At 64.7% G+C, this 12120-nt stretch carries 10 protein-coding genes; 5 read left to right on the forward strand and 5 right to left on the reverse strand.

Annotated features, from left to right (window positions below; translation table 11 throughout):
* The first annotated feature begins 35 nt into the window (after positions 1–35).
* The 4 genes from QMG25_RS13455 to QMG25_RS13470 all read left to right on the forward strand — a co-directional run bounded on the left by QMG25_RS13455 (position 36) and on the right by QMG25_RS13470 (position 5413).
* Positions 36–1139 (forward strand): lactonase family protein, encoded by a 1104-nt coding sequence (locus QMG25_RS13455; RefSeq protein WP_283461027.1) that lies wholly within the window; start codon positions 36–38, stop codon positions 1137–1139.
* A 337-nt stretch (positions 1140–1476) separates the two neighbouring features.
* Positions 1477–2862, forward strand: a complete 1386-nt coding sequence (locus tag QMG25_RS13460) for a glycine--tRNA ligase (protein WP_283461029.1) — start codon at positions 1477–1479, stop codon at positions 2860–2862.
* Between the two features lie 2 nt (positions 2863–2864).
* Entirely contained in the window at positions 2865–3857 is a 993-nt protein-coding gene (locus QMG25_RS13465) for a GNAT family N-acetyltransferase (RefSeq protein ID WP_283461031.1), read from the forward strand.
* Between the two features lie 242 nt (positions 3858–4099).
* Positions 4100–5413 (forward strand): YibE/F family protein, encoded by a 1314-nt coding sequence (locus tag QMG25_RS13470; RefSeq protein WP_283461033.1) that lies wholly within the window; start codon positions 4100–4102, stop codon positions 5411–5413.
* Here QMG25_RS13470 and QMG25_RS13475 read toward each other — a convergent pair.
* Genes QMG25_RS13475 through QMG25_RS13485 form a run of 3 tightly spaced genes read right to left on the reverse strand, consistent with a single transcriptional unit; the run spans position 5357 to position 8526 of the window.
* Positions 5357–6520 (reverse strand): FAD-dependent oxidoreductase, encoded by a 1164-nt coding sequence (locus tag QMG25_RS13475; RefSeq protein ID WP_283461034.1) that lies wholly within the window; start codon positions 6518–6520, stop codon positions 5357–5359. The genes QMG25_RS13470 and QMG25_RS13475 overlap by 57 nt on opposite strands.
* On the reverse strand, positions 6498–7247 hold the full coding sequence (locus tag QMG25_RS13480) for a class I SAM-dependent methyltransferase (protein ID WP_283461035.1): 750 nt from the start codon (positions 7245–7247) through the stop codon (positions 6498–6500). Before QMG25_RS13480 ends, QMG25_RS13475 begins: the two co-directional genes overlap by 23 nt.
* The gene (locus QMG25_RS13485) at positions 7240–8526 is read right to left on the reverse strand and encodes a type III polyketide synthase (RefSeq protein WP_283461038.1); all 1287 of its coding nucleotides are present in this window, start codon (positions 8524–8526) and stop codon (positions 7240–7242) included. Before QMG25_RS13485 ends, QMG25_RS13480 begins: the two co-directional genes overlap by 8 nt.
* A gap of 371 nt (positions 8527–8897) precedes the next feature.
* Between QMG25_RS13485 and mgtE the strand changes: the two genes are divergently transcribed.
* A complete protein-coding gene (gene mgtE, locus QMG25_RS13490) occupies positions 8898–10367 on the forward strand; it encodes a magnesium transporter (protein ID WP_349307142.1) in 1470 nt (489 codons plus the stop codon).
* Between the two features lie 328 nt (positions 10368–10695).
* Here the strand turns inward: mgtE and QMG25_RS13495 are convergent, their stop codons facing one another.
* Together QMG25_RS13495 and QMG25_RS13500 are read right to left on the reverse strand one after the other, a co-directional pair.
* Positions 10696–11061 carry a GntR family transcriptional regulator gene (locus QMG25_RS13495; RefSeq protein WP_283461040.1) on the reverse strand — a complete coding sequence of 122 codons (366 nt, stop codon included), beginning with the start codon at positions 11059–11061 and terminating at the stop codon, positions 10696–10698.
* Positions 11058–12005, reverse strand: a complete 948-nt coding sequence (locus tag QMG25_RS13500) for a hypothetical protein (protein WP_283461043.1) — start codon at positions 12003–12005, stop codon at positions 11058–11060. Before QMG25_RS13500 ends, QMG25_RS13495 begins: the two co-directional genes overlap by 4 nt.
* Positions 12006–12120: the final 115 nt, after the last annotated feature.

A 12120-nucleotide genomic window follows, 5' to 3' on the forward strand; every position in this document is an offset into this window, starting at 1 on the left:
CAGCAAAGAACCAACGCTGCGCGAGGAGTCCATCCATGTCATCTACAACCGCCCTCATTGTCAGTGGCTACACCGAAGAGGGCTACGGTGCCGGTCCCGGGCTGGCATCCTTTGCCGTGCTGGCCGACGGAACGGTGGGGCAGTTGCAAGCCCAAAACGCAACCGTGCCAAATCCTTCGTTTGTCCTTTTCGGCGGCGGACACCTGCTGGCAGTGGAGGAACTGCCGCAGGGTGGGCTTGCCGCGTTGGACCCGCAGACCTTGGGACTGGTGGGGCGTGCCGCCACAGGGGGAGCCGACCCCTGCCACGCAGCCTTCATGGACGGCAAGGTGTGGGCTGCCAACTACTCCTCCGGCACCGCAGCCGTGGTGTCCTTGGCCGGGATGCTTGAAGGTGCCGCGCAGGAGCCGCAGCTTGTGGCCCATCCAGGCAGCGGTCCCGTGGTTGACAGGCAATCCCAATCCCACGTCCATCAGGTCACTGCCACCGCGTGGGGAACCGTGCTGGCCACGGATCTCGGGGCGGACCGTGTTGATGAGTACGCACAAGTGGGGGAACTGATCGAGCTGCAGCGCGCGGCCCAGCTGCCGCCGGGCACCGGACCGCGCCACCTTGTTCTCAAGGGCGACTTCATGCTGGTGGCAGGAGAACTCGACGGGCATCTGCACGTGTTGCGCAAAACGCTGCACAAGACCAGCAACGCGGAGCGCATCGATCGGCACCCGGTGGACGGTGCCGCAGGCGACTTCTTCTGGCAGTGGCTGTTCAAGTCGGTGCTGACGGAAAACCCGCAAGCGCAGGCAGACGGCAAGGATTTCTTCCCGTCCCATCTCCAGCTTTCCGCAGACGGCACCAAGCTCTATGCTGCCGTGCGCGGTCCCAACACGCTGGTGGTCATGGACGTCGGCGATCTGGACGGGGTGACGGGGGAGGCCCTCGTGCCGCCGCGCTTCCTGCAGGAAATCCCCAGCGGCGGCGCCTGGCCGCGGCACTTCGCGGTGGCCAACAACACGATGTACGTGGCCAACCAGTACTCCAACTCCGTGGCTGTCTTTGCCCTCGACGCGGACGGGCTGCTTGGCGCCGAGCCCGTGCAACGCCTGGAGTTTGGCAGCGCCACCTGTGTCCTGCCCGTCTAAATGAATGCCCGTATAAGTGAATGTCCGCTGGTGGACAGGACCCGCCGCGGTCATACCGTGCTCGTGCACCGGCGCAAGATCCAGCTCGGGTTCCGCGCATAGGCACAGCCAAATCAACTTATGCGCAGGATCCGGGCCCGGAGTCAGCGCAGAATCGCACCGGCGCAAGATCCAAGGTTGGGTCACGCGCATAAGCGAAGTGGAATTAACTTATGCGCGGAATTCAGCACGGATTTCGCGCAGAACGGACTAATTCCCGCCGGACGCCCGCCCGACTGTAGTGTTGTCCCCGGACGGACCGCACCCAGCGGCCTCGTAATTCTTAGGAGTAGAACTAGTGGCGCCCCAATCCAAGCTTGACCAGGTCATTTCCCTCGCGAAACGTCGCGGCTTTGTTTTTCAGGCTGGTGAGATTTACGGCGGCTCGCGGTCGGCCTGGGATTACGGTCCCCTCGGCGTGGAGCTGAAGGAGAACATCAAGCGCGAATGGTGGCAATCCTTCGTGCGCGGGCGCGAGGACATGGTGGGGCTGGACTCCTCCATCATCCTGCCCAAGGCCGTGTGGGAGGCCTCGGGCCACGTCGCCACCTTCACCGATCCGCTCATCGAGTGCACTCAGTGCCACAAGCGCCACCGCCAGGACCACCTCATTGAGGGGTTCGTGGCGAAGAAGAAGCGCCAGCCGGAAAACGGCATGGATGAGATTGTCTGCCCCGACTGCGGCAACAAGGGCCAGTGGACCGAACCGCAGCTGTTTTCCGGACTGGTCAAGACCTTCCTGGGGCCTGTGGACAACGAAGCAGGCCTGCATTACATGCGCCCTGAAACCGCGCAGGGCATCTTTGTGAACTTCAACAATGTGCTCACCACCTCGCGCAAAAAGCCCCCGTTCGGCATCGGCCAGATCGGCAAGGCCTTCCGCAACGAGATCACCCCCGGAAACTTCATCTTCCGCACCCGCGAGTTCGAGCAGATGGAGATTGAGTTCTTCGTCGCCGCCGAGGATGCGGACAAGTGGTTCAAGGAATGGGTGGACCTGTGCTGGGCCTGGTTCCTGGATCTGGGCATCAACCCGGAGAACATGCGCCAGTTTGACGTCCCCGACGGCGAGCGGGCCCACTACTCTGCCGTCACCATCGACTTCGAGTACAAGTTCGGTTTCCAGGGCAGCGAGTGGGGCGAGCTCATGGGTGTTGCCAACCGCACCGACTATGACCTGAACTCGCACACCAAGGGCTCCGGCACTGACCTGAGCTACTTCAACCAGGCCACGGGCGAGCGCTTCACCCCGTACGTCATCGAGCCCTCCTTCGGCCTGACCCGTTCCATGATGGCGTTCCTGGTGGACGCCTACGTTGAGGACGAGGCACCCAACTCAAAGGGCGGCGTGGACAAGCGCACAGTGCTCAAGCTGGACCCGCGTCTGGCCCCCGTCAAGGCCGCCGTGCTGCCGCTCTCGCGCAACGAGGACCTCTCGCCGAAGGCCAAGGAACTCGCCAATACGCTGCGCAAGCACTGGAACATCGACTTCGACGACGCCGGCGCCATTGGCCGCCGCTACCGCCGCCAGGACGAGATCGGCACGCCGTTCTGCATCACCGTCGACTTCGACACGCTCGAGGACAACGCCGTGACCATCCGTGAGCGCGACACCATGAGCCAAGAGCGCGTGCCCCTGGACGGCGTGCAGGCCTACCTGGCCACCCGCCTCCTGGGTGCATAGGCGTGGCTGAACTTGTCTACCGGTCCTGGCAGGACGGCGACGACCTGGCCCTGAACGAAATCTGGGGAGACGCCGAGTCCGCCCCGGCCGGCCAGTTCCGTGCGGCGCTGACACCGGATTCCACCGCGAATCCGTGGCGGCGCACCATCGTGGCCGAGGATCAGGGCATCCCCGTCGCGGCGGCCGTGGTGTATTCCACCAAGCTGCACCCGGCGCGGCTCTGGGCGTACGTCGAGGTGTCCGCCGACCACCGCCGCGCAGGCGTTGGCGCGACCTTGTTGACCATGCTGCGCCACGAAGCCTCCGCTGCCTTGGCCGCAGGATTGACAAGCACGACGGCGTTGCGCAGCAAAGTGGCGCCCGGAACCTCCGGCGCTGCCTTCGCCGAGGCGACGGGATTGGCCGTGCTGCAGCGCAACAGGGTGGTGGAAGTGGGCCCCAACGCCCTGAAGCTGCCGATGTTCGGTGAAGGAACCGAGGAGGAGGCGGAGGCCCATGTCCAGGACTTGGCCACGGGATCCGTTGAGCTGACTGATGTGGTGGGTCGCTACTACGAATCGGTGAACCAGTGGGACCCCACCGGCGTGCTCAGCCCCGGGCTGGTGCAGCGCATGTTTCTTGACGACCTGACGGGTGCCCACGGTGCCCTGGTGCTGCGGGCCGAGCCGGCTAGCGCCTTCGGTGCCGATGTTGCCCCCAGCAAGAAGGGCAAGATTCAAGCCTTTGCGTTGAGCTACTCACAAGGCCACATCAGCTCCGGGGAGGAGGCTGCACCGGCCGCCGCCTCCGAGGTGTTCATGGGCGTGGAGCCGGCACTGGCGCATGACGCCGCAGTGCAGGCCGTCTACGACCTGCTCGCCCTGATCACCCACCAGTACCCGGTGCTGCTTGAACTCGACGACTCCATGGAAGCCCTGGCCGCCGTGGTCAACCCCATGCTGGGGGTCGGTGCCGCCAAGGTTCGCGGCACCGACACCCTGGTGGTCGGCGAGTAACAAGCGGCATACCGCCACCATCGCATCTCTGGCGGGCGGGCCGGGCTCCTCGCGGGCAGTAAGATTTCTTCGGTCGCTGGGCGACCTTGGTAAGAGATTTCCGAGGGTTCCCCGCTGAGCTTGCGAAGCGAGGGAAGGAAATCACGCCATCCCCGCTCCGGGAGCCCAGCCCGCCCGGGCACGGTGCTTGTCGAGCCCCACCCCGCCCGCACCCCCATAACGCAAAGGACTGCCACCTGCCCATGGGCCATTCCCATTCGCACTCTGACGAAACACTGTTGACCCGCCCGGAGCTGCGCCGCCGCAAGGCTGTGCGTCAACGGGCGGTCGTTCTGCTGAGCTGGATTCTGGCACCCCTGGCAGCGCTGACAATTGCGGCCCTGGTGGTGATGTGGCCAGACGCGGGGAGTGCCCCGTCCCAGGTCGGCAACCCCTATGCGGCGGCACCAGGGGCGAGCATCGACGCGGGAGCTGTGCAGCGCACCGCCACGGAGGACTGCTCAACCAGCACCGGCGGAACCGCCGGAACCAGCTGCTTCATCGCCTACACCGAGGTCAAGGGGGCGGGCGAGGTGCCCGTCGTCGTCAGCCCAGACATCGTGCAGTCCCGCGGAGTCAAGGCCGGGGACACTGTTCGATACCTGAACCTGTCCGGGCTGGCCGCCGTCACCGGTGCCGAACACAGCGGGGCCGAGTATGTGTTCATGGATTTTGTGCGCACCCTGCCCATGGGATTGTTGGCCGCACTCTATGCCCTGGTGGTGGTGGCAGTCGCCCGGTGGCGCGGGCTGCGCGCCATGGTGGGCCTGGGCGGTGCCTTCGGGGTGTTGGCGTGGTTCATTTTGCCCGCCCTGGCCCAAGGACAGCCGCCGCTGCTGGTCGCTCTGGTGGGCTCCTCGGCGATCATGTTCGGCGTGTTGTATTTTGCCCACGGTTTTTCCGTGCGCACATCCACGGCACTGCTGGGAACCCTTTTTGGGCTCGGCGTCACGGCGGGGCTTGCAGCCTGGGCGGTGGATGCCGCCGCGCTGACCGGCACGTCGGGACACAATGCGTACCAGCTGATGAGCCTGACCAACGGCATGTCGCTCTCCGGAATGATTCTGTGCGGACTCGTCATTTCCGGCTTGGGCGTGCTCAACGACGTGACCATCACCCAGTCCTCGGCGGTGTGGGAGCTTCATGAAATGGCTCCGCACACCACGGCCAAGGAGTTGTTCGGCTCGGCCATGCGGATCGGCCGCGACCATATCGCCTCGACCGTCTACACCATCGCCTTTGCCTACGCCGGAAGTGCGCTGCCGGTGCTGTTGATGGTCTCGCTCTTTGACCAGCAGCTGCTGACGGCGCTGACCGGCGTGGAGCTGGCCGAGGAAATTGTGCGGATCCTCGTCGGGTCCATCGGGCTGGTCCTGGCCATTCCGGTCACGACGGCGGTGGCGGTCGCCGTCGTCAAGGCCACCGGGCGGACTCCGATCCCAGCTGCCGGGCCAACGCCGTCAGCGGAAGTGCGCCATCGTGAACCGGCGCGCGACCAAGTCCTGGACCCCCTGTAGGCGAAACACTGCCCTGACGCCGGCGTGCCGGAAGCGCAGGAACGACGCCGGCAGCGGACGTCCCAGCGCCATGTTCAGCCACGCCTGCCGGGAGGCCGAACGGGCTGCCGCCATCCGGCGTCGTTCGAAGCTTTGCAAGCGGGGCCCCGTGGCTTCCCCGCGCAGCGCTGCCACCATGACGGGGGCCAGTGCTTGGGCGTCCAACCAGCCCAGGTTCATGCCTTGGCCGCCGATGGGGCTGATCTCATGGGCGGCGTCGCCCACCAGTGCAGCCCGGCCCTGGACCATGCGCCGCGCAATTCTGAACCGCACGTCGAAGGCGCTGAGCATGCTGTTCGCCTCCGCCTGAACTTCGACGCCGGTGCGCGCCTTGACCAGCTCGGCCAGGCCGGGGGCCGTGGGCCCGCTGAGGAGGGCATCGGTGTGCACCACCCAGCGGCGCAGCCCGCCAGGCAACGGAAAGGACTCCACAATCCCGCCCGGTTCCAGATACAGCATCGCCGTGGAGCCATCGGTGCCGGTGTCCGGAAAATCGCCCATCACGTACGTGTCGGGATAGTCCCGCCCGCTCGTTGAGATGCGCAACAGCCGCCGGAGCGCCGACCGGGCGCCGTCGGCCCCCACCACCAACCGGCCTGCAACGCTCTCCTGCTGATCCCCGGTGTTGCGGCGGCCTGAAAGCGTAAGGGACGTCCCGCCGTCGTGCAGGGAATCCACGCAAAAGTCCCGCACCAGGGCCTCCGGATCAAGCTCGCGCACCCGCGCTTCCAGAATGGCTTCCGTGCGAACCTGTGGCAGCGTGAGCACGAACGGCCACTGCATTCCTGCCTGGTCGAAGGACAATTGGGCCACTTCCCGTCCGCCGCTGAGCGCCATCCCGCGGGGGACTCGCACGCCCTCGGCCACCATCGCCGAGGCCACACCGGCGAGTTCCAAGGCGGCAAGGGACGGCGGGTGGATGCCAATGGCCCGCGAATGCACGCCGGGTTCGGTGCGCTGCTCCAGAATGCGCACCGACACCCCCTCCTGCAACAACAGTGCGCCCAAGTACAGCCCCACCGGCCCGGCGCCCACAATGACGACGTCAAACACGGTGGTCCGGGGCATCTCGTTCCCGGGCATTGAATAGCAGCAGGTTTCGCCAGGGAGCGGCGGACTCCACGCGCCAGCCCGGGGGCACCACGGCCCGCAACTCCGGTGCCGTGTAACTGCGCCGGATCGAGGTCAGCCCGTCGCGGCGGATGAACGAGCCCGGGAAAAACGGCAGCGTCCCCACCGAAAACAGTCCATAGGCCACCGGGCTGCGCGCGATGTCGCTGTGGATCACAGCCCGGCGCGCCAAGCGGGCCGAATCCTGCAGCAGGGCTTGGAGTTCTTCCGGTGCGAGGTGATGGAGCATGTGGTTGGAAATGACGACGTCGAACGCGGCACCTTCACCGACCAGCACGCCGCTGTGGACATCCCGGAAGGCGACGGACCCGCTCGCGGCGTGAGCCTGCGCGAAGTCGATGGCCCGGGGATCGGGGTCAATGGCCGTGATGGACAGCGCCAGCCCGTCACGGGCCGCCCACGTGGCCAGGCTGGCGGCGATGTCCCCGCCGCCGCAGCCGATGTCCAGCAAGGTGGTGGTGCGGGTTGGCGAGAGCAGCGGCTTGATGAGCTGTTGGTAGACGCCGTGCCAGCGTGAAACCACCCTGTTGACCAGCGGGAACTGGGCGTAGGTGCGCGCCAAGGCGGCCGGATCGCAATCGGCTTTGTCCATTTCCTCCACGGCATGCTCGTCCCGGGCGGCCAAAAAGGACTTTCCCCGGGCTGTGGGGGAGCCCTTAGGCATTGCCTGCCGGGGCCGCGGTCTGCGGGGCCGCGGTCTGCGGGGCCGCCGTCGGATCCGGCACAATTTCGGCGTCCAATATGGCTAGTTCCTCCTGTGCAGAGGCCGACTGGGCGGAAGCGGTTTGGCCCACTTCCGGCAGCACCGAAGTGGGCGGGCCAACCTTGGTGAACAGCCCCGTCTCCACTGTCAGGCCGGGCCCGAAAGCCATTCCGCAGATGGTTTCACGCGGCTGCTCGGCTGGCTGTTCCATGATGTGCTTGAGCACAAACATCACCGTTGCGCTGGACATGTTGCCGAAGTTGCGCAGCGTTTCCCGCGCAGGGACGAGCTGATCTTCGCTCAGCTCCAATTTGGCCTGGACCTTGTCAAGAATGCTTCTGCCGCCGGGGTGGATGGCCCAATGCCGGATGTCGCTGTACGGGCGCCCTTCCAAGGCCGGCTCGTTGTCAAGCAGCGGTTTCAGCGCCTCCACAATGTGCTCGTCAATGATCTTGGGCACGTACGTGTCCAGCACCATTTCAAAGCCGTGGTCGCCAATGTTCCAGGCCATTGAATCTTCGCCCACGGGGGTCAGCACCGTCTCAAAGTGGTCCAGTTCAAGGGCCGGCGCCGTCAGCGGCAGCTCACGGCCGGTGACCACTGCGGCGGCGGCTCCGTCGGCAAAAAGGGAAGAGCCCATGATGGTGTCGGGATCGTTGGAGGTGCGCACATGCAGGGAACACAGTTCCACCGAGACCACCAGCACCACGGCCTTCGGATCGGCCTCGCAAAACGCCTTGGCGGCACGCAGGGCCGGAAAAGCCGCGTAACAGCCCATGAAGCCAAGATGGTAGCGCTGCACCGAAGGGTTCAGCCCCAGCGCGCGGACAATCTTGTAGTCCGGGCCCGGATTGAAAAATCCTGTGCAGGAGACGGTGACCACGTGGGTGATGTCCTCCGCCACCAGATCCGGGCATGCAGCAACGGCCTTGGAGGCGGCTTCAATGAACAGGGGAGTGGCTTCGGCGGCAAAGAGGTCGTTGCGGACCTTGGTGCTGGGGTTGAGCAGCAGTCCGGAGTCGCCGTCGTAAAACACGGGGTTGGGGCCGCGGAAATCCAGGCTCATTTCCGCCACGGCCGTGTGGCGGGTGTCGATGGCTGCCGAATCAAAGCAGGTGCGGACCAGCCGCTGGCCCAGGCGCGTCAGTCCGGGCTGGGCGGCAAAGACATCCCGTGCTTCGGGCTGGATTAAAATGGTGGGCGGAACTGCAGTTTCCAAGGACCTCAATGTGACCGTCATAGTCCATTCTTAGTTGCCGCCTGCAACAAAAACAATGCTTCGGGCTGCCGGGAAAACCCAAAAAGCAACGATTCGGGATTCCTCGCGGTGGTGGACTAGGATGGGCTCGATGCCACGGGTCTTTTGCGGATTCGCTTCGTGTGGCAGTGACTGCGCTCCTTGGAGCCATGGAAAGCAGGAGGTGGACCGCACATGGAAGACGGACATAGTCGATCTACCGCACCGCGCGAGCTCAGCCTGCGCCATCGGGAACCAGCCTCCTACTAATCCCCACCACCGGCAGCGGCACACGGAAAAGGTCCGTCGTGCCTTGCGCAGTGCAGGGCAGCCACGCAAAAGCCGTGCAGCAGCCAGGAGCTTTCCTTACGGCCATGGGGGATTCACGCGGTAGCGCCTTCGCTTTCGCCACCCATTTCCTGCACACTTTCCGCGGTTCCTCCCGCGGCATGATCGCGTGTGCTTTCACCGGAGGGAACCGGAGAATGATCAAGTACCCCGTCCAGACATTTGCGGACAGCGCCGAGCTTTTGACCAAGGGCCTCGCCGGCCAGGACCTCACTGCGGTTTCGCAAGCGCTGAAGCCCCTCAACGTGGCTGAGACCCTTGAACAATTGGAACGCCTGAACACCATCGACAGGGCCGTTGCCTACCGCACGCTGCCCAAGGGCCGGGCCATTGAGGTTTTCGAACGACTGGATGCGGCGCTTCAGGGCGACCTCGTTGCCGGTTTGCAGGAAGCTGAAGTCGCCGTCGTCTTTGCCGAGCTGAGTCCCGACGACCGGGTGGCCCTGCTCGATGAGCTGCCCGCTTCAGTGGCACATCGCCTGATTTCGGGGCTCAGTGAGAAGGACCGGGCCCTGACCAGCACGGTGCTGGGCTATCCCCAGGGTTCGGTGGGGCGCTACATGAGCCCCGAGTTTGTTGCGACCCACCCGCAGCTCTCCGTCGGCGAGACGTTGTTGCGGGTGAAAGCGCAGCTGGACGACGCCGAGAGCATCTACACGATTCCGGTCACGGACACCGGCCGGCACTTGGTGGGCGTGTTGTCGTTGCGTGATGTGCTGCGTGCCGATGATTCCGCGCGGGTCGCGGAAGTCATGAAGCAGCCCTTGAGTTTCTTTGCCACCGAGGATGCAGAGGAGGCGGCCCGCTACTGTGCCGACGCCAAGATGCTGGTGCTGCCGATCGTCGACGCCGAGGACCGCATCGTGGGCATTTTGACCGTGGATGATGCGCTGCAAATCCTGGAGGACGCCGAAAGCGAAGACGCAGCACGTGCCGGCGGCTCCGAACCGCTGCGTCGGCCCTACCTGGCCACTCCCGTCAGCAGCATCGTGCGTGCCAGGGTGGTGTGGCTGCTGGTGCTGGCCCTGGGTGCAACGTTGACAGTCCAAGTCATCGGAGCCTTCGAGGCGACCCTTGAAGAGCAGGTGGTGCTTTCCTTGTTCATCCCGTTGCTTATTGGTACCGGCGGAAACACCGGAAACCAGGCGGCCACCACCATCACCCGTGCCCTCGCCCTGGGCGACGTCCGTCCGAGTGATGTTTTCAAGGTGTTTGCCCGTGAAGTGCGGGTTGGGTCGTTCCTTGGATTGCTGCTGGGTGCGCTGGGTTTCGTGATCGCGTCGATGTTCTTCAGCGTGCCCATCGGCTTGGTGATCGGCCTGACCCTGCTGGGCGTGTGCACCATGGCTGCCAGCATTGGCGGGCTCATGCCGCTGCTGGGCAAGGCCGTCAGGGCGGACCCGGCCGTGTTCTCCAACCCGTTCATTTCAACGTTCGTTGATGCCACCGGACTGATCATCTACTTCCTGATCGCCACCAGCATCCTGGGCCTCTAACCACCCAGGCTGCGCCCCGCCCCGCCGCCCAGGTACGCCGCAGCAGCCTCCCAGTCCCCAGCCGCCCCGCCCCGTACTACCGACGCTCCAGCAGTATCGGGCCGGTTATCCTCGACGCTCCTGCACTTTCAGGGGTGCCCCGGCAGACGCCTTCAGGCGATGTGCGGTGATCCATGGCAAACTCCGCAGCGGGTTCGCCGGGCTTGACTAGTTGGACAGTGCTTCGAATCTGGCTGTCGGTGACCTGGCAGGCGCATCCGGGCTGCCTGACGTAGTCCGGATGCGCCTCTCCGCCTGGCGATTGGACTTCATGGCCGGTGGTGTTTCGTCACTTGAGGCCGGGTGGCGCCGGCCAGATGGCGCGGAGAATCCGAATCGTATCTTCGATGCCGGTGCCTTCGTGAGTGCTGGCACTAGCGAGGCGGCGGGCAGCTTCCAGCACGGGCCTTGATGTCGTCGATGCGGTGGGGCTGACGCGGGTTCCGCTGCCCGTTCGGGTGACGAGAAACCCTTGGGCTTCCAATGCTCGGTAGGCTTTTGCGACGGTACCGGGGGCAACTCCAAGGTCTTTAGCGAGCTGGCGCACTGAGGGGAGACGTTCGTCCGCTGCGAGCCGGCCGGTAGCGACCAGACCGCGGATCTGGTCGTGAATCTGATCCGTCGGTGGTGCGGACCCAGACAGCCCGATCATCATGGCCCGACCGCGATCGACGCACGGCGACGTGACGGAATGGCTGACAGCCCGACAGACACCCAGAGTGCGGCACCCAGCGCAGCACACAGCATGGAGGCGACAATAAACGTCGGTTCGAGGGCGGAGAACGTGGTCCAGAACTTCACTGGTCCCTCGGAAGTAGTGAACACTGATCGTACCGATGCTGTCCCCGCGAGCGAGCTAAAGATCAGCCCCAGATGCAACAACAGGGCACCCGTACCTGCAGCGATGATGTTGCGGCACCTGGTGGTGCGCACGCAGATGTCCTGTTCCCGATCCTCGGCCAATGGTGGCCTAGCAACGAGGAACAATCCAACGATGGTAACCACGATCAGGATGCCCATGAGAATCATGGCCGGAACGGAGTAGAACCATCCGTAGATGCCGGTTCCCATGCCTCGTTCCCCGCCGAGATCCACGAAGTACATCGTATAGCGACCTGTCTCATGGTCTGGCTGCGATGCCGCACCCGCCGTGATCGTGATGAACAGAATAAGTGCGAGGAGCACACTGGGAGGTGCGAACCACCTCCCTCGCACGAAAGAAACCAGCGACCGCCGCGTAAGCTCCGCCGCACCACGCCCGCCACGCGCCCGCACTGGGAATGCGAGGAGCACCAAACCGAGAATCCCCAACAGCAGGGGGATAGTGTATCCGTAATCCCGATACCGTTCGCTGAGGTAACGCGGGACATCAAACGGAAGCAGTAACGACACATCCATTAGACGGATCGCGATCTCACTCAGAACGGCAAGGAGCGGCGCAGCCAATGTGAACCCGCTAACGGAGCCGACTGGCAGTGCGGACTTGCGCCCCCAGACCAGCCGCCACACCAGCGCGAGAACAATTCCCGCGACAAGCGAACCGAACACCCAAAAATACAACTCCATCATGCGCCACAACCCCTCTTTGTCTTGTATCATCCAGACGATACACTAATGTATCGTCAAATTGATACACTTGGTGATTGTGTCCTCGTCGGAGGGACGGCGGCAGTGGTCGTCGAAGCACTCCGGGCATGAAGACTAATCGTCTGGC

It is taken from the genome of Arthrobacter sp. H35-D1 (assembly GCF_030063185.1).
Taxonomy (GTDB): Bacteria; Actinomycetota; Actinomycetes; order Actinomycetales; family Micrococcaceae; genus Specibacter.

Excerpts from the sequence above, each read along its gene's own strand:
- QMG25_RS13455 (WP_283461027.1), top strand. The coding sequence starts at position 36 with ATGTCATCTACAACCGCCCTCATTGTCAGTGGCTACACCGAAGAGGGC.
- QMG25_RS13470 (WP_283461033.1), top strand. The coding sequence starts at position 4,100 with ATGGGCCATTCCCATTCGCACTCTGACGAAACACTGTTGACCCGCCCG.
- QMG25_RS13475 (WP_283461034.1), bottom strand. The coding sequence starts at position 6,520 with ATGCCCCGGACCACCGTGTTTGACGTCGTCATTGTGGGCGCCGGGCCG.
- QMG25_RS13480 (WP_283461035.1), bottom strand. The coding sequence starts at position 7,247 with ATGCCTAAGGGCTCCCCCACAGCCCGGGGAAAGTCCTTTTTGGCCGCC.
- QMG25_RS13485 (WP_283461038.1), bottom strand. The coding sequence starts at position 8,526 with ATGACGGTCACATTGAGGTCCTTGGAAACTGCAGTTCCGCCCACCATT.
- mgtE (WP_349307142.1), top strand. The coding sequence starts at position 8,898 with ATGGGGGATTCACGCGGTAGCGCCTTCGCTTTCGCCACCCATTTCCTG.
- QMG25_RS13495 (WP_283461040.1), bottom strand. The coding sequence starts at position 11,061 with ATGATGATCGGGCTGTCTGGGTCCGCACCACCGACGGATCAGATTCAC.
- QMG25_RS13500 (WP_283461043.1), bottom strand. The coding sequence starts at position 12,005 with ATGATACAAGACAAAGAGGGGTTGTGGCGCATGATGGAGTTGTATTTT.